The 22975-nt window shown below is 54.9% G+C and carries 17 protein-coding genes; 1 reads left to right on the top strand and 16 read right to left on the bottom strand.

Annotation, left to right across the window (positions count from 1 at the left end; all coding sequences use genetic code 11):
• Positions 1–408 precede the first annotated feature (408 nt).
• The 14 genes from Q0844_RS20135 to Q0844_RS20070 all read right to left on the bottom strand — a co-directional run bounded on the left by Q0844_RS20135 (position 409) and on the right by Q0844_RS20070 (position 21084).
• Positions 409–5739 carry a DUF3883 domain-containing protein gene (locus Q0844_RS20135; RefSeq protein ID WP_299048871.1) on the bottom strand — a complete coding sequence of 1777 codons (5331 nt, stop codon included), beginning with the start codon at positions 5737–5739 and terminating at the stop codon, positions 409–411.
• A 261-nt stretch (positions 5740–6000) separates the two neighbouring features.
• Complete coding sequence (locus tag Q0844_RS20130; RefSeq protein WP_299048868.1) at positions 6001–7068, bottom strand: hypothetical protein; 1068 nt, start codon at positions 7066–7068, stop codon at positions 6001–6003.
• A complete protein-coding gene (locus Q0844_RS20125) occupies positions 7025–7417 on the bottom strand; it encodes a hypothetical protein (protein ID WP_299048866.1) in 393 nt (130 codons plus the stop codon). Before Q0844_RS20125 ends, Q0844_RS20130 begins: the two co-directional genes overlap by 44 nt.
• Before the next feature lie 10 nt (positions 7418–7427).
• Entirely contained in the window at positions 7428–9383 is a 1956-nt protein-coding gene (locus tag Q0844_RS20120) for an AAA family ATPase (RefSeq protein ID WP_299048864.1), read from the bottom strand.
• Positions 9383–9580 carry a hypothetical protein gene (locus Q0844_RS20115; RefSeq protein ID WP_299048861.1) on the bottom strand — a complete coding sequence of 66 codons (198 nt, stop codon included), beginning with the start codon at positions 9578–9580 and terminating at the stop codon, positions 9383–9385. The genes Q0844_RS20120 and Q0844_RS20115 overlap by 1 nt, the downstream gene beginning before the upstream one ends.
• Positions 9573–11735 (bottom strand): DEAD/DEAH box helicase family protein, encoded by a 2163-nt coding sequence (locus Q0844_RS20110; protein ID WP_299048859.1) that lies wholly within the window; start codon positions 11733–11735, stop codon positions 9573–9575. Before Q0844_RS20110 ends, Q0844_RS20115 begins: the two co-directional genes overlap by 8 nt.
• Positions 11732–12562, bottom strand: a complete 831-nt coding sequence (locus tag Q0844_RS20105; RefSeq protein ID WP_299048858.1) for a helix-turn-helix domain-containing protein — start codon at positions 12560–12562, stop codon at positions 11732–11734. Before Q0844_RS20105 ends, Q0844_RS20110 begins: the two co-directional genes overlap by 4 nt.
• An 86-nt stretch (positions 12563–12648) precedes the next feature.
• Positions 12649–16434 carry a DNA methyltransferase gene (locus Q0844_RS20100; RefSeq protein ID WP_299048856.1) on the bottom strand — a complete coding sequence of 1262 codons (3786 nt, stop codon included), beginning with the start codon at positions 16432–16434 and terminating at the stop codon, positions 12649–12651.
• 308 nt (positions 16435–16742) lie between these two features.
• Positions 16743–17282 carry a hypothetical protein gene (locus Q0844_RS20095; protein WP_299048854.1) on the bottom strand — a complete coding sequence of 180 codons (540 nt, stop codon included), beginning with the start codon at positions 17280–17282 and terminating at the stop codon, positions 16743–16745.
• 135 nt (positions 17283–17417) lie between these two features.
• Positions 17418–18164: a protein phosphatase 2C domain-containing protein gene (locus Q0844_RS20090; RefSeq protein ID WP_299048853.1), complete on the bottom strand. Its 747-nt coding sequence runs from the start codon at positions 18162–18164 to the stop codon at positions 17418–17420.
• Positions 18151–18858, bottom strand: a complete 708-nt coding sequence (locus tag Q0844_RS20085; protein WP_299048852.1) for a hypothetical protein — start codon at positions 18856–18858, stop codon at positions 18151–18153. Before Q0844_RS20085 ends, Q0844_RS20090 begins: the two co-directional genes overlap by 14 nt.
• Complete coding sequence (locus Q0844_RS20080; protein WP_299048850.1) at positions 18855–19424, bottom strand: hypothetical protein; 570 nt, start codon at positions 19422–19424, stop codon at positions 18855–18857. Before Q0844_RS20080 ends, Q0844_RS20085 begins: the two co-directional genes overlap by 4 nt.
• Positions 19425–19489: 65 nt before the next feature.
• Positions 19490–20125 carry an SMC-Scp complex subunit ScpB gene (locus tag Q0844_RS20075; RefSeq protein ID WP_299048848.1) on the bottom strand — a complete coding sequence of 212 codons (636 nt, stop codon included), beginning with the start codon at positions 20123–20125 and terminating at the stop codon, positions 19490–19492.
• Complete coding sequence (locus Q0844_RS20070) at positions 20122–21084, bottom strand: DUF1403 family protein (RefSeq protein ID WP_299048846.1); 963 nt, start codon at positions 21082–21084, stop codon at positions 20122–20124. Before Q0844_RS20070 ends, Q0844_RS20075 begins: the two co-directional genes overlap by 4 nt.
• A gap of 126 nt (positions 21085–21210) precedes the next feature.
• Here Q0844_RS20070 and Q0844_RS20065 point away from each other — a divergent pair, with 126 nt between their 5' ends.
• Positions 21211–22329 (top strand): tyrosine-type recombinase/integrase, encoded by a 1119-nt coding sequence (locus tag Q0844_RS20065; RefSeq protein ID WP_299048844.1) that lies wholly within the window; start codon positions 21211–21213, stop codon positions 22327–22329.
• 6 nt (positions 22330–22335) lie between these two features.
• Here the strand turns inward: Q0844_RS20065 and Q0844_RS20060 are convergent, their stop codons facing one another.
• Positions 22336–22680 (bottom strand): type II toxin-antitoxin system RelE/ParE family toxin, encoded by a 345-nt coding sequence (locus Q0844_RS20060; protein ID WP_299048842.1) that lies wholly within the window; start codon positions 22678–22680, stop codon positions 22336–22338.
• Entirely contained in the window at positions 22667–22924 is a 258-nt protein-coding gene (locus Q0844_RS20055) for a type II toxin-antitoxin system ParD family antitoxin (protein WP_299048839.1), read from the bottom strand. Before Q0844_RS20055 ends, Q0844_RS20060 begins: the two co-directional genes overlap by 14 nt.
• Positions 22925–22975: the final 51 nt, after the last annotated feature.

The following is a 22975-nucleotide window of genomic DNA, read 5'->3' as shown; positions in this document are numbered from 1 at the left end:
CCGACGCCAGCGGCGGCGCTTGCCGGTTTTCTCGGACCTGCCGGGATGGCAGGCGGACCAACAGGATTTGGAAACTGTCAAGGTTGGGGTGAGCGGGCGTCAGCCCACAGGTCCCCTGCCCTGTCAATCGCCCAGTGCGAGACCGGCCCCTTCCCGCGAGCAAACCTCAAAGCCTAAGGCGGAGGGTTTGCTTAAGTGCGCCCTCAGCGGCTCAATTTCTGCGTGGGACGATAATGGCGGGCCATTATCGTTACCGCCGAAAGCCCCGAATTCGTGGCGATGAACCACCTACGGTGAACTGGCTAAGCACCTCAATTGAGTTCAGTTCAACATGCGTCGTCTCAATTAAAAGGTCTTCGTCAATGCCCGTAGAGGTGAGTGTGATCTCTGCCACCACACCCTACCGGCCTACCGGCGCTCAAAGCGCAGCCTAAGCGAGCCGCGGCCAACGACGGAAAACTGCGCCTGTGTTTCTTTGTCCATTGGGTTGGGAAGCTCAAAGACACACCACTTCTCAGGCGAAAAGACATGCGGAACATAGAGAATGCGATATCGTCTGCGACCGGTGCGCGATGCGGAGCTGGCGACGCGAAGTTCGTTCGAGGTCAGTTCGAATTCGCATCCATCCTCAAGGGTAGACTTGACTTCAAACATCCAGTCGACTGTTGGTGTCTGCACAAGAAAGTCGTAGCCAGCTGAATCGTCACCTTCGCTGCCGCCAAAGAACCTCGTTCTATTCTCCGATATCCACGAACTCTCGCCGACGGCGCCGGGAAACCGTCGCTTGAGGTACTGAAAGGCCAACCATTCACTGGCGACGCCCATTGCGACCTTCTGCGTTTCGGTCAGGCGTGCGACCCGCTGCCCCCGCTTACCTCCCCCGCCGTTGCCACCACCGGAGTCCGATCTCGACGTCTCATCAAACGGCACCAGCCTAGTGCGCTGCCGACTCCTTGCGAACCAGCTATCGTCAGACTCGATCGCGGCCTCGGCAATGTTTTGCATTGCTACAGCAAACGACGGTTCATCTGGATCAAGATCCTGTCCAGCGAATTCGATGATGCGCTTCCGACGATCAAGTTCTTGCTGCTCTCTGGCCTTCCGCTCCTGCTCTTCGCGCACAGCGCCTTCGTCAAGCCCGAGACCTTCCGGATCAATCCGTGCGGGCATTTCCTTGGGCCAGATGCCCGCCCGCTCGCAGAGACCAGCCACTTGGTCCTGTTTGATCACCTCGAAGTCAAGGAAGCCTGCATTCTCCACCAGGCGCACGACATCTTGTGCCTCACCTCGTTCCCAGATCTCTGGTAGATCGGGATGGTTCTTTCGGGTCCACGCCCCTAATATGGATTTGGCCTCGCTTGCAAAGGCGCGGACCACTTTTCTGTTCTCGCTAATCATCTTCTCGAAGGCCGGAAGATCCGCTTCCGGGATTTCTCCCAGCGCATCAGCGAAGGACCGCTCCACATGCGTGACAACCGTCTGACGGTCGAGCGTTTCGCAATCTAGGACCCAACTCGGATCAAACGGGATGAATTGAAGCTCGCGCCTTGAAAGGTAGGTGGAAAGCTCGCGTCCTTGCCGGTAATCCTCAATATGCAGGCATCTAAGCCGGTCTCGGAGCCCTGGCGCCAACTCGCGCAGGTACGCTTCGAAGGTGGCCCGCAATTCTGCTTCGCTAGATAGGGCATCTTCACCGAGAGACTGAAGAACCCGGTTGAATTTTCCGTAGTCAAGCCCCAGCGTCGCCGAAATCGAACGCCGGTCGGGACTTTCCTCGCAGGCGGCGAGCAGGTCGCCGGTGCGCGGGGAGTTTTCCGAAAGATGCGTCTCTAGCCAACCCCGCAGGCTGAATTCCGCCCCCGCATTCTCTGCGGCTTCGCCAAGGGCGCGCGCGAGTTCGGCACCTTCGAAGTATGCGACAACCGGGACCACAAGGTAAAGGACGTGGGCCAGATCGGTCCGCATCCCCGCGCGCATATCTTCGACAATTCCGATATCACAACCAAGCGCAGTGGCGAGTTCCGCGTCCGAGGGGCGTTCGAGAATGCCTTCGGGGCGTCCGACCGCCAAGCGGAGAAGCACCAACTCTAGGGAGCGAAGTCGCGTGTCGGTAAGCTTGGATATCTCAGAAGCAAGACCCTTCGCCAAGCGTGGCCAATCGAGAGATACGCCGTGCGTCAGGATAAGCGTCGGGCTGGCATCGTCCCGGAAGGCGTACCAGTCCATGCGGCCACCGCCCGTCACCTCCTGGTCAGCCACCTGCAGTGAAATTGAACTGCACCTCCGAAGCCTAATCGCTCGGATCCCCTTGTCGAGAGTGGCATGCTGAATCCGTCGCTCAAGGTTCTCGCCCACAACCTCGTTGGCGATCACCGCGACTTCTGGAAGCCAGTCTAGGCCCTGTGATACCAGATGGTCGTCATCGTTCCTTGGAACGAACACCGAACCATCCACAAGCAACCGGACGGAGGCTCGGTCCAGCTTACTGGGCGAATAGCCATTGATGTGTTTGAGGCTCTCCACGATGATATCGAGGTCGGCGTCCCCCACTTCAAGTATGGCAAGGCCGGCGGCGGAAAGGGCCCGCGCCTCAAAGCTTTGTGCGTTGTCGACAAGGATCACCTCGATCGACTCAGCCTTGTCGCCCTCGATGTACGCTAGGTTTCCGAAACGATAAGCCGCCAGCGGAAGGTCAGATGGCAACGCTGCACCGCTCTCGGCCAGTTCCCCCCAAGCCCGGCCGTGTTGGCGTCGAAAGGTCGCCACATCACCCGACTGAAGGTTTCTGGCAGAGTTCGCCAGAGCGGCGAGGCGCAGCGGCGCCGTCTCAGGACTGGCCCAGTCCAGAAGTCCAAGCGCATCGCCAAATGAGATCTTGGCGATCTCCTCTCTCTCGACAAGCACTCTAGCGTCGTCGGAAAGACGCGGAACAAATGCCGGAACTCCTGGTCTTTTCGTCCTTGATGCCCAACACTGGTTTGTTGAAAGGAATATGCGTTCACCGCGCAGGTCGCCCTGCAGCCACGCCTCGGATCGCAGGAACGCGCCTATCGGTGTGACAACGCGACGTTCGTCCCAGTCACGCTGTGCACGATCGTAACGTCCAATTCGCGCAGAAAGGAACTTTCGGCCATAAAACGAGAGGTGTTGGACAAGCAATTCATAGAATGCTTCGCGCAAATGCTCAGGCAGCTCGTCATGTTCGTTCTGCCCCGGCATCCGCCAGAACTCGCCCTTGAGCGCGTAATCGTCCGTATTAGGATGATGAAAGGTGGTAGTGCCCGCGTGCCTTATCCAAGCCTCGCCGAGGCCGTTCTTTAGGTCTCCGCGACGCAGCAGGTTGTCCCAGTATCCCGAAGGCGAGCCTCTCCGTCGAATTCTAGCCGCAATGGGCTTCAGGCCATCGGCTACCTCAATCACTTCCAGAAACGTCACCCATTTTCGAGCGCCAGCGTCGATCCGGGTTTCCCATTCGTCCAAAGGCTTTAGAAGATGTTTCCTCGCCCGCTCGCAGTCCTCCGAATATGCGGAGGCGTCGCTGAGATAGGCTTCCAGACGTCTTCCGGCTTCGGTCCACGTTCCCGAAAACACGGCGTTGTCGGCTCGCATCCAGCCTCCAAGCGTGGGCACGTGTAGGTCGGCACTCTTTATCGCAGCTTCCGCGCTCTTTCCCGCCGCATCCCAGACGCGAAACGCCCAATCGAGCGCTTCCACGCGTCTCTTGTCACTAGGTGCCTTACCAAGCGCGGAGCCGAGACCGGACAGCGCTTCGATTGGATCAAACTTCCGAATGAGCCCTGCGTCGGCGAAAGCTTTCAGCACTTCGTCGGACAGACCGATCTTCTCATCGAAAAAACGATACCCTCTGGTCAAGGACGGCGGCGGCAATGGAATGCCACCTTTCCTGCGCTTGCCGATCTCGCTTTCGCTGCGAACGTAGAGACCGTGCCGACCGTCCGCATCATGTCCACCCGCCGAGCGCAGCTTCCCCGACCGGTCGATCAGGACTTCGACGCCGTCCAGACAATCCAAGTCAACCTCTGAAGCCTCGCAGAGGGTGGCCAGATCCTTATAGAATTTCGACCATGTTGCTGGCTTTGCCCCCCGGTCGACGAGCGTTCTCGCAAAAATCGCCGACCACTCGGGGATCTCGTCGGGCGAAGGGAGGCGGGAATACTGCCAGCCATAGCGGCCCCAGCAGCGACCCGCCATTTCGCGAAGACGCTCAAGGCGCTCGCTATCCAAGTCGCTCGAAGTTAGGTTTATGCCAATATGCTTCACAATCTCGCGCGGTTTCAGCAACGCGAAATTGACCTCGGGCCAGATGGTAACGTCATTGATCGTGGACCATCTTTCGCCGTCCTTGGTCGGAATGATTGGAACAAGGCGAATGTCTTTTAATTGCGATTCCGCAACCCGGATCGCGCCATCCAGTTTCTTTGCGGCACTTCCGGTCCACGCGATCAGATCAAAGACACTCCGACCGGGAACATCTAGTTGCTCATGTACGGCGGCGAGAGCCCCGGAAAGGCAGGTCTCTGCAACAGCCTCCATTAGGATAATGTTAAGCGGAAGATCCAACTCGGTATTGCGTCGGTCGATGTCTGCAAAAAACGGGGCGTCAATGTGGCCCACGAGGGGCGATCCAGCTTCGCTTGCCATTGGTAAAAAGTTGTAAAGTTGTCCGTTCAAAACGGCCGCGGTGGTTATCCCTACTGCGACCGAAACAGATGGTTGTCCCTTCCAGTCCAACCAACGCTTCAAAGCGGGGGCTCGGTCGATGCTTTCCCTAACGGCATCAAGGACCCGTTCCTTGTCGACCTCCTGCTGTACCAGGAGGAAGCGACGCCGCTCTCCAACGTCAATCTCGGAGATCCTAGGGCTCCCTGGGCGCCCCCCCTCCCGCAGAGATTTCTCGCGTCTGGTCAGGCGACGGCTACTTGTTCTTTTACCATCGATTTCAACGTCTATGCGGACTTCCCCGATACGATCGAGAAAAAGGAGAAGCGGATGTTCGAAGTTTGCGATCTCGTCAACTTGTTTTCCCACCAGAGCCACCGCTGACGAGGATCGCAGAGGAGCAACTACAACCGTCGCAAAACCGGCAGACGCGAAGCGTTCGACCTCGGGAGGGATTTCATCTAGCGGCTGCGGTACCAGGTATCGAGGGATTGTCTGCGAGATCCGATCTGCTTCATCTTCCCGAACATCTTGATCGAGAAGCTCGGAAAGAATGATGTCACGTATCTCACTTGGTTGAGAAAATCGGAAACAGAACCCATCGAACGATTTAGTCGTCCGTTCCTGCGATCGTGAGTAGATACGTACATCGTCAGTGATCGCTTCGATACTGCGAAAGCCGAGTCCCTTGTTGCCAATCCCCTCGCCGATCTCTTTTCCGCTGGTCGCCAGGTTCATGATGGCATTTACATCACGCTCTTTGAAACCACGCCCTCGGTTGGCCACATAAAGGTAACCTGCGGTTTCCGATATTTTGACAAACTTGATGGTGATCGCACCATCCTCACCAATTTTGTGAGCGTCGTGCGCATTCTGGATGAGCTCAAAAAGTACTCGGTCACCGTATTCGGTCCCAATGACTTCTCCGAGGTTCTTTAGGCTTTCGTAGGTTGAAAGTTCCTTCCGATGCGCATCAAGAGCGTTCGAAAGAGCATTTCGTGCCTTTGTTCTCAGAATCTCGGAAATGCTGCGAGATGGGATGTCTGTGGAAAGGTTCAACTATTTGACCAAATCTTGCTAGGCAACAGACGGGATTCTAAATCAACGAAGTTCCTTAAGCGTTGTTCCGTCACTGTCGTGGGGCCAATTTTGCGGCCGGTTGTAATTGCCGTCCTTGACCACGCCACCACCTGTTCCGGCTTTTCACGCTTCATGAGTTCCAAGTAAGTATCTCTCAACTCAGCCGAATTCACTAGCATTGTCCACTCTGTTTCTATTGCTATTTTCTCGACATAAGTAGGTCTTGCCCGTCAATGCGGATCAAAAAACCGAGATCTGCTGGAGCCACTGTAATATAGTCGCTCCGACTCGTCGCAGTCCTTCAACGATTTCACCTTTGTAAAGCACAGCGCTTGTTCCCACTGTGCCGACAACCGCCTTCACGGCATACTCTCGAGCAATATCCTTGCCCTTATCAATCGTTTGCCCGACTTCAGCCCGCACGACCCGAAGAATTTTGCCCATCCATGCGAGAAAAGATCCAGATGCCGCTACTTGCCGCACATCTGGCTCTTCCGCCTCAAGTTCAACCTTGATCTTTGTGGCAGCGGCTTCGACTTCCGCGACAGCAACGTCCGGATCTTCGACTGGCCCCGGTGGACTGTTGTGCCCGATTTGTGCAGGAGCCTGCTGCCCATCAAGATCAAGAGCAGCCAGCAGATCTGCCACGCCTGCAAGTATCTCTGATCGTAGATCGGGTTCCTTGCTGGCTGCGAGATTGAAACCTATAGCGTCAGATCCAATTCGAGATATTTCGGATGCGAGTGGATCGGATGCGGGATCCTCTTCGCTTGCCAAGACGGGACCCAAATCGCCTTGATGCGCTGTGCTTAGGTGCTGGGCATATCGTCCAAGTTTTTCCGGTGTAAGCGCAGCCGCAAATTCGTTCTTCGTCTTGTCTTGTAAGGAAGCGCCGCTCTCAACAGCTGCCTGCAATGTTTTTGCTGTGATCTGAATCGATGGAGAAGCTCCCATTTTTCCCAAACGACGCTGAACGTCGAACCCAGCAAATACATTAAAGTCTTCACTCCAACCAAGCAGAAGAGTTCGCCCGTTTTGTTCGGGCTCGAACGTTTCGACGCCAGTGATTTGAATGCGATATTCGTCTTGCGATCTGCTCTTGCCGCCATGCGAAAGATTCCAGACATAGAGTTTTACAACATGGTTCACCCCATCCTGGCTCATGATAAATCTTGCGGGATGGGTGCCATCCTCAGTCAGCATTTCAACTGACCAACCACCCTCTGCCAACGCGTCTGTTGCTTTAGAGATAAGAGTGTTCTTACTAAGACGGGCTATCTTGATTTTCTCCTTCTGAGTTCTCTTCAAACAGTATGCCCGCTACATCGGGTGGCAAACCTTCTTCGGATTTCAGTCGGCCCAACCCCTCATTCATGAGATGCTCAATCAAGCGATACGGCTGTGCTTCCTCGGGGTACAAGGCCTGAATAATGGCCTTCATCGTACCATCGCTATCGACGCTGCCGACATTCCACTTAGTGCCCGCTCCTTCTGTCGTGCCGCGGGTTATTTCCAAATCAATTGCATACGCCATAGCAAATTTAGCCGCATCGATTTCGGACGCAAACAGACCTTCCGACACGAGTGCGGTAAGAATGCTCTCGTTGCCAGAAGTAATGCCAACCGTCTTTTTATCTGCCGCTTTCTGGTTAACCATTTTTGCCTCCTTATCTCTCTGCAAGTTCGGTGTGACGGGCTGTTTTTCGTTCGAGTGTCCATTCTGATTTGAGGCGTCCCTTTAATGCCTCGCGCGCTCGCGCCGGCGGCAATTCTTCCTCATATACGAGTAGGATAACTTGGTCGGCCATCTCCGGGAGCGTCTCTACAATGCGAGCTCTGTGGCCTCCATCTAATCGGCCAAACGGAGAGTCCACCACGATAGGTCCGCGCAATTGGGCGTTGTTCTGAAGAGCGGCTACCAGAGAGAGTGCCACTACATGCTCTGCACCAGCAGATCGCATCGGTATATCGCTTCCGTCGCGGTGCATGATGGTAAGGCCGTATGTATCGTTAATTCTTAGACCCGCGTAGTCCTCTTCCGTCGTCAGCCGCTTGAAATAACTGCTGGCATCGGCCTCAATTCGACGACGAAGCTGTTCCCGGTAGACACCGACACTTTCGTTGAACATGTCATATAGCGTGTTCGCAAGATCACGCCTACGTCTTTCAAGGTCCATCTCGCTTCCTGCAAGCTTGTCTAAGCGCTTTTGCAATTTTTCGCGATAACCAGCATTCTCAAGGAGCTTATCATTGGTCTCAGCTATACCTTTCTCGAGGGCTGCGGTCTGACGGACATTTGACTCGTACTCTCTTTGAAGGCCTTTGATTTCACCTTCTGAATCGCCACTCAGTTTCTTCTTAATCTCCTCAATCTCACCGCGTTTTGTGTATATGCTGCGCCGATGGGCTTCAAAATCAGTCCACAACAAGCGAAGCACCTCCGGATTGGTGTTTTCGAGCTGGGCGTTAATCGCATCAATCTGACGTCGTACACTTGCAAGCTCCCTGTTTCGATCATCCTCTGTTCCCGCATCTGCATTGGGAAGATGGGCGCGAATCTTGGTCTGTGCTTCGTCGGAAACGATCTGTAGGCAGGTGGGGCATTCCGGGTCATGGCCCTCCGAGAGGCTTTGCAAAACTTGCGCGCGCATAACGGTGCTTTGCAATTCGACCTCCCGTTTCAGGTGTCTCGTCAGCGCCAACTTTAGCTTATCCACGATGATGGCGGCCCACGCTGGAGACATTGCTACCGTAATCGCTTCTTGCTTCTTGGCGATCTCTGTCAGGAGCCCAGCAACCTCATCCGTGAGGCGGTCACGTTTCTCTAGAAGCGTCGCCATCCTCTGCTTGCGTCGCATATCGTCTTCTATGGCAACTTTTCTGGCACGGAGGTCCTCCAGAGCTTTCTCATGCCGGAAAAGGTCGCCCGTCAACACAGTGCGTTCTTCAACAAGATTTTGCAGTTGATTGCCGTACTCGCGTGTTTTTTGATCGCCCTGTGCTGCCAATGCGACGCGAGCTTCCGCGCGGTCGAGTGCTGCTTTCAAGGAGTCGCGCGATTTTGTCAGTGTCGGCAAGCCGAGAATACGTTCGATGGCCTGGCTGATCTTTGGGCCCATGTCCGTATCGCTGTAGAGCAGATCCTCATATTCCTGCAACAATTCGCCATCGAAGAGAAAGAAACGCGCAATTTGTTCTGGCAATATGCGTTCGATTTCCATCGCTGCCTGTTGCGGCGGTAGTATGTGTCCCCCACGCTCCAGATAGTAGTCCGCGACATAGTCTTCATGACCTGTAGGCGTGTTATGCCCACTCTTGGGCTTACAGGTCCTTGTGAGTCTGTACTCTGCTCCAGCATGGCTAAGGATCAATCGCACTTCAAAACTCTGAACGCCGTCCGCGCGCGCCTCCCAATTGATCATGTCGTGGAATGAAACAGAGCGCCGCCCCCGACCAATGATCTTACCAAATAATGCAAAGCGAAAGGCGTTCAAAAGTGTTGTTTTACCTCGCATGTTTTCGCCGTAAAATACCGTAACTCCCTCGTCCTGCGGGAGTTCAAATCTTTGCTCTCCTTTGAACGCTCCAAAGTTTTGCATGGTGAGTGATTTTATCCGAAGCATTAGTCATCCCCTTTGAGGCGCTCGGCAATTGCTTCATCAATCTGTCGATCAACATGGTCAACTACTACTCCATCGGCATGGAAGCGAAGCACGTCTAGGACCAGGTCGCGGTCCACGTCAGGAAACTTCTCTGCCCGGATTCTTTCAATCGTATCCGCGACAGTTGCGTCGCGATTGTCACGTGCGTCATCAGACATTCACCATCTCCAAATCGTTCTCATCGTCGTCTGTTTCAAATCCATTCTCTGTCAAAGAAGTCCAATCCAAACCTGCAGCGGCAGCAATGCGGTTAAGGTCTGCAACGGCTCCTGGGTTAATTGCATGCCGACCGAACTCGATGGCCCTTGCCAGTTCCCCTTTCAAAATCGATCCGCCACCGTGATCGTCATCTTCGATCTCCGGGGCGACGATTACATCGTGAATATGCGCAAGCGCTTTGCCATCTGCTTTTCGAAGTACCCTTCCCCGCCTCTGTATGAATTCTCTAGGGTTCTTCGATGACGCAAGGATGAGTGCGTGGCTTACCAACGGTATATCCACCCCTTCGTCGAGGCACCTGATCGAAACCAGCACGCCACCTCGCTCGCTGAATATATCAAGGGTGCGTGCCCGATCTCCGACCATGCTGCTGTGGTACTCAAAATTATCTTCGATTCCCGCCGATGAAATGGCGTCTTTGACACTCGCGAGTTGATGTTGATCGTCGCAATAGACAATCCAACGCTCACCCGGTTTATAGGATCCAGACACGATCTCCGCGGCCAAGGAGATTTTTCCTTCAGCGCGTTTGACGATCCTTGCGCGCTGAATCAGCAGCCGCTTTAGTTGTCCTGAAAGTGAAGCATCTCCGTCATCGCCAGCTGTCATTGCTCTCGCAAACAACCGGCGAATATCTTCAGACAATTTGTTCCAAGCAGTGCGCTCTGCTTCCGTGAGCGAAACCGTGTGGGCGTTGTAGGCATAAGGTGTCAAAGCTTTAGCTTTAATGGCATCCTCAAGGGAAAACGGTGGGGGAACGATACCCTCGAAATATGAGGTGATTGCCGCTGTTCCGTCTGGGTCTCCAGCACGTTCTGGTGTTGCGCTTAATCCAAGTCGCGGTCCCGTCTCAAGTGAAAGGATCTGGCGGGCAGATGGCGCACCTAACCTGTGCACTTCGTCTGCCACCAAGAAGAGATGTGGTCCGCCACTAATGAGTCCCCGGAAACGTTCGCTTGTTGCCGTTTGAGTGGTCGCCAGTATCGCGCGATTCCCGGCTCCTTTACGGCTCCAAATACGTAAGTTCGATCCTTGCGCCCAATGCCTATTCCCTCCCCCACAGATCATTAATTGCAACCCAGCGGACTCAAACGTTTCACGTAGTTCGTCGCTCCATTGCTTTAGAAGCAATTCGCTAGGAACCAATATGATAGGAATTTCAGAACGACTGAGGCTGTCTTTAATCGCACAGAGCGCCGTGAAGGTCTTCCCTGACCCAGTCGCATGCTTAAAGATGCCGCGGCGGCCACGCCTCTCCCATGCGTCCAGCGCGCTGACCTGATGTGGCCGCGGCGACCTACCCCCCGGAACTCCAGCTTCAGCAGACCAGCGCGCAGCCTCTTCTAGCTCAATGCATATCTCATCGACAAACTCCGGCCATTGTGCGGCATCAGCGGCAGAGACGATCGCTTCCAGAGCGACATCTGGTAGGGGCCGCACAGTGACGCCCGACCATTCGTCATTCCATACTTTTCCAAAGTACTCGGCCTCATCTGCAACACGCTGTTTCTCGCCATCGTCACGCCAACTTGCAAAAACGTCGACTGACTCAAGATTCCCATCTTGCGCAAGCCCTGGCCACGTCTCGTTCATTGACCCTTTGAAGGCAACGCGATCATCAAACTGATCCGTCAAGATGCCCACCTTGTCGTGAAAGAGACGTTTCGGGCGGCCTCCAGCTTCATCGCCAACCCAAGCAACGCGACAGTCTATGACACCTGCTGCCACAAGCGACGCCAAAACAACGGCAGGTTTGACCAGCCCTTCCGTTGCCAAGAGCTCTTCAAACGATCGGGCTATCTCCTTACCTGCTTCAAGTTCCGCCCGAAGTGAGTAGCCGTCACGCAGCGCGGAATGGTCCCTTTCTGAGAGGATGGGAGAGCAGATCAGCCGCATTTTCCCGCCTGCTGCCACAAATTCTTTTAGACTTGGCCAGGCCAAGAGAAAAATTGTGCTCGAGAAAAACCCGACCGCTCTGTCGTATGTTACCGACGCGCCCATAGCAGGAAGGTAGAAGTCCGCAGCAATGTTATCAGCGGGTTTGTGATATGCCCGCTTGAATTCGAAGTCCTGCAGCCTCCCCAAAACCTTCATTCTGCCATCCTGCGGCGGGTAATTTCTACGCGCCGTAGGATAGCGTCACACAAACGTTGCGGTGGGCAGGCAAGCAGGGTTTCGGTGACCGCCTCACCATCCGTTGGCCGGAGCCTACGCCCCTGTTCAGCCACGCGCCCTGCAGACGCCTCAATTAGTGTTGCCGCCTTGACTTGCACGTTTCTCGACCATGCGAAATCTGCGTAAAGGCCAGCATCCCAAAGCACAAAAACGTCTTCCTCGGCCGCATACCCAGCAAGAAGGACAATGCGTCCGTCTGTCTGATCGAAGTTCGCACGTTCACCGCGCTTCTGACCAGGTATGATCAACTGCACTTTGTGCTCACCAAGGGGCCTACCACCTGGGGGCCTTGTTACGTTGAAGAGATAGACTCTGATACGTGATGGCATTGGTGTAGAAAGGTCAACTTCGAGTGGTTTGCGCTCAATCTCTGAGTTAGATTGCGCTTTTTCACCGAGCGCCTTCAAGAAACGCCTATGGAGTTCTGGTTGCGATACTCTGGTCGTCAGCGGCGCCACCGATTGGCCGGTCTGCGCCGGTTCGCCTTGGTCTTTGTCCTGGACCGGTTCACGAGGTTTTACCGTCTTCTTTTTGTTGAGGTTCTGGGTTATCGCGGCAACCAGATCCTTCGGATCTTGGCCGGCGGCTACACCAGAAATCCATTGCTCGAAATGATCTCGTGTCAAACGCCATTCTGAGCGTAACATGAACCCGGGCAGTTCCCCCTCCTCCAGCATTGCGAGGACAGTACCTTCGTCAAATTTGAGCCGTTTTGCCACGTCTCCAATCGTTAGAATGTCGTCCAAACTCCGACCTCTCGCAAAGGGAATCACAACTGCAGACGATGCAGCTTTATAAGCTGACCCTCAGCTTTTGATTGCAGGGAGTCAACCTAAGTCTGTGAAAAGGCTTGGCGGACCTGCTGAAAATCTGGAAATTCTGTGCGGCCTTCAGACATTAATCGGCGCATGATTTCGGCATGGATACCTTGAACGCCTCGGTCGGATATACCTGGGATTGATGTGGCATCCTCAACTAGCGCGTCTATGTCCATCACTTGGTTTTTGTTGGTTCGCTTAACGGCACCGTCCAATGGTTTACGTAGGTTCATTACTACGTCAAAATGGGCTACATTCTCCGAGCCACCTCGCCCTTTATACCCTTTGTGGCTTTGCTGTTTCCGATCCAGAGAGGCCGCTTCATGAAAAACGAAACCAGCGGCCGCTGCTGCTTCGCTTAATGCACGCCAAACCTCGCTGTCTGTGTTGTGGAAAACGATGGTAGCCCATCCGCCGGGCTTTAAGACCCGCGCTATTTCCGCAAGCGAGGCCTCCATAAGGGCGGAGTAGTCTGCAAGCGTTTTTCCTCCATCTGCCGGTTGTAGAGACCGATTCACCACCGCTTCAAGACTTGGATCCGTAACGCGGCCGAGCCAGGACTCCCAAATCAAATTGCAGTCAGCATAAAAAATGTTTGATCCGAAAGGAGGGTCAGTGAAGACGTAATCGATGCTGCCTTCCGGTATTCCTGACAGATCGGCAGCACTTTGGGTCATAACATGAGGGGGCTCGATTTCTGCAGGTTGGAATGCGCGGTAATAAGACTTCAATTGTCGAATCTTGTTGCGCATGACTTGCAGCACATTTGCTTCGGCAGAGAGTTGCGGAACATACAAAGTGCCCGTCAGAGGACGATGTCCGCCGCGCGCATTGAACCGCCGCATTTTTGTTCCGTGCCAAGCTGTATTGGTGAACGCAAACGCCAGACAGGCACGAAGGCGGTGATTGGGCTCTTTCTGGATCGCTTTCCATAGGATCGCTAAAGCAAGCCTATTTCGGTCCGTGTACATGTCGCGAACGCTCCGGATGCCTTGAAGGTGCAAGGCGCATCTTCGGTGCATCTCTCTATCGGCTTCCAATGCGACATCGGGAAAGGGTGCTTGGCAGTCTTCAGCTGAAAACTTCTGCGCGTCGGCGAAGTCTTGTTCGGTTGCAGGGCGCTCGCCCTTAGAACCATCCTGACGAGTGAACGCAACAACAGCCGGTTCGTTGCCCACTGTGTCAAATTTCCGCCTATCTGCACTGAATGAACAGGACGGACACACGGTTCCTCGGCTGATGCGCCCCGAGCATTGATCAACTGTGTCCCACAATAAAAAATCCTTGCGACACTGAGGGCATCGGTGACGTGTACTCCAAAGCGTCCAACGGATTTCTGCCGGCTCTCCGTGATCATCGATTGTCGCGTAGTATCGGGCCATATATTCCTCAACATCGCCCGCCATCCGGTCAAAAGCGACCTGTAGATCGTCTTCTTTACATGCCCGAGTGTGGTTCCAGGCCAAGTGTACTGCCGCTGGAGAAAGGTCATTCAGGATCGCGCGCCTGCCGCACAATGCGGCAGAAACACCAGTCATACCGGAACCGCAAAACGGATCCAGAACAACAGCACCAGGCTTTGTAAAGTGCTCGATAAAGGGAGAAATCGCTTCTGGAGGAACCTTGGTATGATAGCTGTGCGCATTGTAGAAAGCTGTATTACGGGTCCCAGATATCATTCGTTCTTTTGGTGGAAACTTGGGTGCAGCCTTGTTGTCAGTTGTCGGAAGCGGTTGCGATGAAAGATATCCTTCTACGAAGTCCTGCATCTCTGCAACGTCGTCATGCGGCTCTAGCTCTCTACGGCGCTTCTCAACGCTGGCAATGGTAATGCCGGTTGCTGCCAGTTCTTCTTTCAGAACGTCTCTCAGGACCGCAGTGTATACGTGATCGGGATCACTGAGCCCTTCAGATAATGCGCTCAATATTGACGCATCTATGAATGCCTGAGGAGCTGCTTCACGTTTGCGGGGCGACCGAGATCGATGTGACAACGTTAGCATAAGATCAAGTCGCGTCACACGTTCTTGCTTTAACTGCCCCTTCACGCCTTTGATCGATGGTTGTCCTTTGTTCAGCACATGTACGCTCTCGGTTTCCAAGCCAGCATCAGATAGGGCATCTTGAACTTCGCTCCATACGCGATCGTTGGTGTTGGAGAATGCGAGAACTCCCTTGCCGCCAGATCGCATGATGCGCGCCGACTCCGTAAACGCTTGCGTCATCAGATCGCCATAAAGCTCAAGGTCCTTCCCACCCGCTTCCCGCCGACGGCGCTGGTTTACCACGATCTCGTTGGTTTGGTCGGTTTGACCTCCAATCCAGGCATCCCAGAGCAAAGAGCTGTCTGCATAAAAGATATTTGATCCAAACGGTGGGTCCATGAAGACCAGATCGACTGCGCTGTCTGGAATACAGGCTAGGTCCGTAGCAGAGCTTTGGAAAACTTGTGCTTCTGAATTAATCCCTACTCGGGATTTGTAAAAACGTAATACATCTGCTGCTTTTCGCTTGAAAAGGCTCCATACATTCCATTCGTAGCGCAGCGACGAAATGTACATCGTCCCTGTCATGACATTGGTTGGACGTTTCGCATTCCACTGATACCGTTTCGAAGCGCGATTCACACATGCTGTGAACGCGAACAGCAACGCTTCGCGAACACGGCTCTCCGAAACCTTAACAATCGCATGCCGAAGGGCCGCTAGCGCATGCAGGTTGCGCTTCGTATAAAAGCTGGCGGCATCTGTAACTCCCATTGCCGAATGCGCAGATCGCCACATCTCGCGGTCAGCGGCAAACGGGTTTGATGGGATCCAGTAAGGAATACTCGTTCCTTCAATTTCATCTATCAACGTCAGCTCGGCCGGTGTCGGTAGGTGGGCATGTATTCTTCGGCCAGGTTGAGAAACATGGGTGCGGACCGGCACTTCATCGATCCAAGCGAGTCCATTTTTTTCCAGTTTTGCGCTGCACTTCGGGCAAGTTAGCTCCTTGCTCATGCCTTCCTGAGATGCATCCCAATAGCTAAAAGGCGACGAGCAAGAACTGCATGCAAATACATCGCTCCAGACGGTATACTCAATCCGCTCACCCTGACTACTGATTGGTACATATAGCCAATCCATGGTCGCCTTGGCTTCCTTCTCAACCATAAGAAGTGCTTCTTCGAAACGCTTTGGGTCACATGGTGATGTGTAATTGCGCGCAATGTGAACAGCTGCAGGAGAAAGATCGGAAAGCAATGCATCACGCCCTGCGTCGAGGGCAGCGACACCTGTCATACCAGATCCGCAGAATGGATCACTGACTAAATCTCCAGGTCTGGTAAACGCTTCAATAAATGGGGCAATTGCTGAAGGCGGAACTTTCGTATGATAACTGTGGGCGCGATATGTCGTGCTCGATTTGCTTACCTGGATCAATGAGGGAACTGTCGCGGATATTTTGTTGCTGCGCCTACGATTTGGCTTAGACCGAGGCGCGCTCCCAGGCTTGGCGGGGTAGACGACGGCGTCGTGCTCTGACCACGTCCTTACGACCGCCGCCACGGCTGTTGCATCATCGTCAATCGCGATCTGCACATCTTTTGGCAACCTTCCGGCTTGCAAAAGCAATAGCTCGGCGGGTAATCCAAGGGCCTCGCTCAGCCGAACCACGTGTTCCTCAGTTGGGACTCTCTTCCCGCTTTCAACTAAACTAAGAAAGCTCTTATCGACCCCGATCTGTGCAGCCAACGCTGCTTGAGAAATCCCCATGGCTTCACGCCGTTTCTTGATGTGTAGGCCGGCTGAATTCATCGAAGTCTCCCTTCAAAGGAGAATGATTGGGTTGACAAGGTTAGTCAACGCGCATTTTCAATTTTTCTTCCTTTGCTTTAGTAAATAACCAATGAATCAAGGAGGTTACAGAGGATCTATCTACAAGTTGCAAATTTTCTGCGTACGTTGGCATCGATTTTTGAAACCGCCGGTTGCTCTAACGCAAAAAAACGGTCCGCTTCGAACAAGCCTCCACTTATCCGGCATGCGCCTGCCAGCATCTGAGCACTCCGACATCATCTCCGACTGGCTTCATATGATTTCCCTTGAAAGACTTTTGTCGCATTCTAGTAACCGACTACGATTAAGCCGTATGGCATCCGAAGCCTGCTGTGCGCATACAGCGAGTCTGCGACGGCACAGGTATTTTCGTAGTCTTTGCTGACTACGGTGCGACCGAGACTTTTCCTGCGATATCCGTTCGGAACAGCGAGGGCGAGATAGTCCAGATTTACCATCACAAGTGCTTGAATCAGGTCGCGATAAACCGCATTGCCCTGCCAAGCTCGCCCCGCCTCGATTTCTAGTCCACAGCGCCACACCGTGTGAAAGGCATCAACCTCGTATTGCAGACCTGGCACGCCATTCTCGCCGAAGAACACTGGCCGTTTGATCTTGTCCTGTGCCGCCTTGCCTTGCTCAACTTCGAAGCCAATCGCCTGCAAATCATTCCGCATCTCCGAGAGGACCGCGTCGCTGGTGAGCCCCTTTTTGCGCGCAAGGGTCGAGATAGACGCCTCATGATCGATAAAGGCCTGTACCAAAGGCGATACGAACTCTGGGGGTGGATCGGTTCGCGGAAAAGTTGAATAGCGAATTGCAGACATGAGGACATTCCTTGGAAGGGCAAATTGGTCAACTTGCAGTCTGATTGACCGCTGCATCTGAAGTTTGTTGCAGCTTGGTATGGCTTTTTCCGCGAGTGAGACAAGTTCCTGACTTGGCAATCATGGCAGTTCACCTCAGGTAGAGATCACGACATATAAGTTGTCGGGTGTCGTGGTGGTAACGTGCGGTTTTCTGACTGCGTCGTTGATTGTGATTTTCAATGCACTGCAATCGTCCAGATCGTCCCCCTCATAACAGCCCTCGTCCACCAAGAAGCAACGTTGTTCCTCTTGATTGAGCCCTGCCCAAAAACCATCGGTAGCAACAATCAGCGTCTCTCCCTGTTTCGCTGGTATTGTCGTGATCTCTGGGGTCATAAACTCGTTGGCTCGCAAGCTTCTTGTCAGTCTGTTCCTGATATTCGAATGCACCAGTTTAGCAATTGAGAGATCACACGTTGCATTGGCCAAAGTATGTGGTTGCATCAGCCATTCTATTAGTCCTTCTGTATCGACGTTGCCAAACAGACAGTCGCCAGCATGGAAGATGATGGGTGCCTGATAGCGCGTGATGAGCATTATGAGATAACTCGCCGAAGCCTGTTGTAAGTTTGGCAATCGCGCATCGTGAATTATGTGCATTTGACCAATAATTTCGTCTGAGGACACTTGTCCTTCGGTTTGCACGAACCAATCGATCAAGTCTTTTGCGACTAGGCGTACGAGTTCGCCACTTTTTGGTTTTCTAGAAGACCCATCTAAGACCACACATAAGGTTGCTTCCGACCGAAAGCCGACACCACAGTAATCCCAGTTGTCGTCTGTTCGCCTTCCACGCTTGCTCCGCCAGTGCAATTCAGCTGTCATTTCAGGCACCGCCATCACTGGCTGCCAAAGACGCAAATCGATCCCGCACAAGATCGACTCGACCGTCAGGTCCTCTGATGTTGCCCGCTACGAAAGTGTCAAAATCGTAGTGATTTCGGAGCGCACGCATTTGTTCTGCAATGAATTCACGGGTATCTGATTCAGCGTCTCTTATCTCCTGGATCAACTCTCTACGCCCATCAACCATCAGTAAGATGTCCTCGACATCTCGGCTTGTAATGAGATCGTCATTCCCTCTGCCAAGAAACGCCTCAATCTTGGTCGCAATGAAGAGTTCGGGTTGCAGAAGCTTGATCTCCATTGCGTCGGTCAACGGATAAGTCACCGCCGTCTCGATGCCTCTCGCGTACCAACGGTTGCTAAATCCGAGTATTTTTTCATCGTCGGGCATAAAGTCGACTTTGAGCTCGCCTAATCGCATCCGACAAATGACGTTGTCTTCATGAGATTCAGAAAATCCTTGTTGTCGCAGCCTCTTTTGTAGTTGAGCCCACTCGCCATAGCCTGCCAAGTCAACGATCAGATCGACGTCATCAGTTGCTCGCACATCTTCAAGAGTGATGGCGTCTGTGATGAACAGCGCTGTCGTGCAACCTCCAACAAAGACAAACCGATCACGCAAGTCTGGTCCAAGCGCGTCCGCAACCGTCACAAGCATGTTTCGCAACTGGCCTTGGACGGTTGTCATCGCTTCAAGAGTCTTTCAGATAGTTGGTCCGCTGCAAGACTTGTTTCGCGCTGCTTGCCTAACCTGATTGCGTCGACGAGGGCGAGATATTCGTAGAGCCGCTCGTCACTCTGCACGGCTTCCGGTACTGACTTGAAGAGAGGTTCAATAGATTGGCCCATGTCTTCACCATGTGCATACGGCCATACATATTGGTAATCGCCGACTGACATTAGCAGGCTCTTGAGCATTGGAGCTGCAAAGGCGGTTGGTATTCCTCGTATCATTGCGCCGGGTTTTGCCGGGAACACGAACTTTAGCCCGTGAATGATAAAGCTACTGAGATCGCGGCGATTGGGTTTAGCCCTTCCGAGCTCACGATCTTTGATGGCAAGTCCAGAACCAATGCTTCGGTTGATCGATGCATTGACTTCTGATTTGCTGATCCCGAGCGATGCTGCTAATCCGCGCGCGGAGAAAGGCTCTTCGCGCGGTGACAACCAATCGTTATCTCCAGACCGAGCCATCTTTTCCTGCTCCTGAAGGCTGACAAGCTTGAGCAGCACGACGATGTCCTGACTTTTCATCTGATCCTCACCATGTGTCCGCTGTCCGTGGACACAGGACACTCAATCATAAAGCAACCATACTGTCAAACATCGCCCAGCATTGATGCCGCACTTGAAACAAGCTCCAACTCCGGCAAGTCTCGCAATGTCTGCAGATCAAACGTCGCCAAAAACGTCTCCGTCGTGACAAAGGTATGCGGCGCGCCAGGTCGCGGCGCCCTCGGCCCACTCGCAATCAGATCTTTGTAGCGCAGCCGCGCCAGCAGATCGCGGCTGACTTCTTTGCCAAAGATGTCTTTCAGACCGGCCCGGTCAATCGGCTGGTGATAGGCGATGGCGCAGAGCACGCCCATCTCCATCTCGGTGAAACCCAGCGACTGCTCGCCGAGATCGGCCGCCGCTTTGATCGCCTCGGCGAACTGGGTCTTGGTGCGGAACATCCATCCGCCGGCGGTCTCCATTAATTCATACGGTCGCCCCACAAGCTCTGCCTGAATATCCGCAATCAGCATCTCAACCGAGGCCCCCTGCCCCACCACGCGCGCCAGGTCGTCACGACCAACCGGCGTGGCACTGGCAAACAGCACCGCCTCAATCCGGCCCATCCATTCCCGCCAACGCAGATCTTGCGGCAGGTCTGTAAGTTCCCGGTCAAACAGGCCTGCGCCTGTCGAGACTCGCCGCTTGCTCGCTGACTTTCGTTTAGCTGTCGCCGTCATAGACCGATCCCATACAGCCGGAACGTCGGCCGCCCGGTCAGCTCCCGCGCGACGCCCAGCTCGACCAAACGGTCGCAGAACCGCCGCGCGGCCCGATCCGTCATCGGGATGGTCGTGCCTTGGATCATTGGCGAGAGCATCGCCGATGGCGCGACGGCATCCTCGGACAGAAATAGGGCCGCTGCAACCTCCGATCCTTTTGCCCGCAGCTTCGGGGCTATCTTTTGGAGCGCCGCTGCTCTGGCCGCAAGGTCGCGCGCCTGCCGGATTGTGTCCTCGATGGTGACCAACAGGCTCGCCTGAACTTTGAAGTCTGCCCCCTGCCCTCCCGCCGCCAGATCCCGCAACACCGCCTTGGTAAGATGCCGCGCCGTGATCGGAAGAAGAGATGGCAAATTCAAGGTACGTGCCAGAACCACATCACTGAGTAGGCATGCCACCCTTTCGGCGCGATCGTCCGCCTCCAGGACGGTGCGCATCACGCCAACGGCACCCGCCAGCGGCCCCTGGGTTTTGGCACGCGCGGCCGCGCTTTCGATCCAGCCAACGACATCGTCAGCAAAATTCGAACCAACGAGGTACCCTAGATCGCGATGCCAATCCTTGTTGTTCAATCGAAGCTTTGCGCCCTCCCGCCAGAACGCCAGCAGATCGCCATCGGGGCCGCGAGCCTCTCCGGGCGGCGTCAGGTGATAGGCATCGCGGATATCGACCTCACGCACCATGCGCCCTTCCAGTTTTGACGTCACCGTCGCGGCTTTCAGCGCCAACCGGTTCGCCAATAGCTTCGCCGGCACGCCGTACCGCGGATCAGAGACCAACGCATCCAGCACCGTCAGCGCTGCCCCAGACCGAAATACCACAGTTTCAAGGGTATCTGCACGTCCTGAGGTGACCCAAGCCGGCAACTTCGATAGGGTCATCAAGTCGTCAGCGATGGCTGTGGGCTGATAGGTCATGCCACCACACTATCCTATCGCGGCGCTTTCGACTACCATATAGTGTATAAACCGCCCCACCCTGTTGATCTCAATTATGTCCAATAAGTTTGCATTATCGGACGTAAAAAGAGTACGCTCAGAAACATGAGCAAACCGCCAGAAATCACGCCCACAGATGCCGAGATATCGGGCTCAGCGTCCAAGGATGCGACCAGCGAAGACGAGCGCGATGAGAGCGAACCTGGTGCCGAGGATACGATCGCCCTGCCCTCCGATATCGCAGGTTCGGGCACGCTGGACCGTCTGGTCGAGACCGCAAAAGACTATGCCCGGAGCGCCGCCTCGGACAACACCCTGAAAGCCTACAAGGCGGACTGGACCCACTTCTCCCGCTGGTGCCGCATGCGCGGGTCTGAGCCGCTGCCGCCTGCGCCGGATCTGATCGGATTGTATCTCGCCGACCTGGCTTCGGCCGAGGGCCCCTCCCCTGCCCTATCGGTTTCCACGATCGAACGCCGCCTGTCCGGTCTTGCCTGGAACTGCGCACAGCGCGGTTTCACCTTGGATCGCAAGGACCGCCACATCGCCACGGTGCTGGCCGGGATCAAACGGAAACACGCGCGGCCGCCGGTTCAGAAAGAGGCCATTCTCCCCGGAGATATCCTCGCCATGGTCGCCACCCTTGGGTTCGACCTGCGAGGCCTGCGCGACCGGGCGATCCTGCTCCTCGGATATGCCGGAGGACTGCGCCGCTCCGAGATTGTCAGCTTGGATGTCGGCAAGAACGACACGCCGGACTCAGGCGGGTGGATTGAAATCCTCGACGAGGGCGCCGTGCTCACGCTGAACGCCAAGACCGGCTGGCGCGAGGTCGAAATCGGCCGCGGATCGTCTGACTCCACCTGTCCTGTCCATGCACTCGGGCAATGGCTTCACTTCGGACGCATCGACTTCGGGCCGGCGTTCGTCCGCACTTCGCGGGACGGAAAGAAAGCCCTCGAGAGCCGCCTGTCCGACAAGCACGTCGCCCGCTTGATCAAATCCACTGTCCTGAAGAGCGGTATCCGCGCCGATCTGCCCGAAGGTGAGCGCCTCGCGCTGTTCTCGGGCCATTCCCTGCGCGCCGGGCTCGCCAGCTCCGCAGAAGTCGACGAACGCCATGTCCAGAAGCAGCTCGGACATGCCTCGGCCGAAATGACCCGTCGGTACCAGCGTCGCCGGGACCGGTTCCGGGTGAACCTCACAAAAGCAGCGGGGCTCTGAACGTGGTCAGCCCTCCCCGCCCTTAAGCGCCGTCAGCGCCGCGACGTGACGGGGCAAATCACTCCGGGAATGCAAAATATCCACGATGATGACCTCGTCCGGCCGATTCAGAAAAATCAGGAAGTGCTCCCCTGCCCTGATGAACCGAAGATCCTCGGCACCATCGACCAGGACCGAGCACCTTCGGCTGTACGCCTGGCCCTGCAAAACCGCCTCACACCGCGCGAGCAGTTCTGCTTCGTAGATCTCCGCCTGACGCGGACCGAAATTCTCGATGGTCCACCGGGCGATCTCGACCAGCTGGCTTCCGCGCGACGCGTCAGCCGGAAGGATCGGCTCATGAGGTGGCACGTGCTTTCGCAAAGGCGCGGCGCACCGCATCGGGCCCACTCCCGTCGGCCAGGTCACCGCTTTCCGCCTGTTGAAGTCCTTCAAGCAGCCCTTTCCGAATACCCGCAAGCTCGGCCTCTTCTTGCTCGAGCAACCGCAAACCAGCGCGCATTGCCTCGCTCACATTCTGGTACCGACCGGAAGCCACCAAAGCCTGAACCAGTTCATCCTGGGTCTCCGTGAGAACCACATTACGTGTGACCATGACAAACCCTCCGCGTTGGCAATATATGCCAGTGGCTTTCCGCGATCAACG

Source organism: uncultured Tateyamaria sp. (assembly GCF_947503465.1).
Classification (GTDB): domain Bacteria; phylum Pseudomonadota; class Alphaproteobacteria; order Rhodobacterales; family Rhodobacteraceae; genus Tateyamaria.
The sequence above is the reverse complement of the archived record's forward strand: the minus strand, read 5'-3'. Positions and strand labels throughout refer to the sequence as shown.

Excerpts from the sequence above, each read along its gene's own strand:
- Q0844_RS20090 (WP_299048853.1), bottom strand. The coding sequence starts at position 18,164 with ATGGCGGTGCCTGAAATGACAGCTGAATTGCACTGGCGGAGCAAGCGT.
- Q0844_RS20115 (WP_299048861.1), bottom strand. The coding sequence starts at position 9,580 with ATGTCTGATGACGCACGTGACAATCGCGACGCAACTGTCGCGGATACG.
- Q0844_RS20065 (WP_299048844.1), top strand. The coding sequence starts at position 21,211 with ATGAGCAAACCGCCAGAAATCACGCCCACAGATGCCGAGATATCGGGC.
- Q0844_RS20100 (WP_299048856.1), bottom strand. The coding sequence starts at position 16,434 with ATGAATTCAGCCGGCCTACACATCAAGAAACGGCGTGAAGCCATGGGG.
- Q0844_RS20095 (WP_299048854.1), bottom strand. The coding sequence starts at position 17,282 with ATGTCTGCAATTCGCTATTCAACTTTTCCGCGAACCGATCCACCCCCA.
- Q0844_RS20055 (WP_299048839.1), bottom strand. The coding sequence starts at position 22,924 with ATGGTCACACGTAATGTGGTTCTCACGGAGACCCAGGATGAACTGGTT.
- Q0844_RS20125 (WP_299048866.1), bottom strand. The coding sequence starts at position 7,417 with ATGGTTAACCAGAAAGCGGCAGATAAAAAGACGGTTGGCATTACTTCT.
- Q0844_RS20070 (WP_299048846.1), bottom strand. The coding sequence starts at position 21,084 with ATGACCTATCAGCCCACAGCCATCGCTGACGACTTGATGACCCTATCG.
- Q0844_RS20080 (WP_299048850.1), bottom strand. The coding sequence starts at position 19,424 with ATGAAAAGTCAGGACATCGTCGTGCTGCTCAAGCTTGTCAGCCTTCAG.
- Q0844_RS20075 (WP_299048848.1), bottom strand. The coding sequence starts at position 20,125 with ATGACGGCGACAGCTAAACGAAAGTCAGCGAGCAAGCGGCGAGTCTCG.
- Q0844_RS20085 (WP_299048852.1), bottom strand. The coding sequence starts at position 18,858 with ATGACAACCGTCCAAGGCCAGTTGCGAAACATGCTTGTGACGGTTGCG.
- Q0844_RS20120 (WP_299048864.1), bottom strand. The coding sequence starts at position 9,383 with ATGCTTCGGATAAAATCACTCACCATGCAAAACTTTGGAGCGTTCAAA.
- Q0844_RS20110 (WP_299048859.1), bottom strand. The coding sequence starts at position 11,735 with ATGAAGGTTTTGGGGAGGCTGCAGGACTTCGAATTCAAGCGGGCATAT.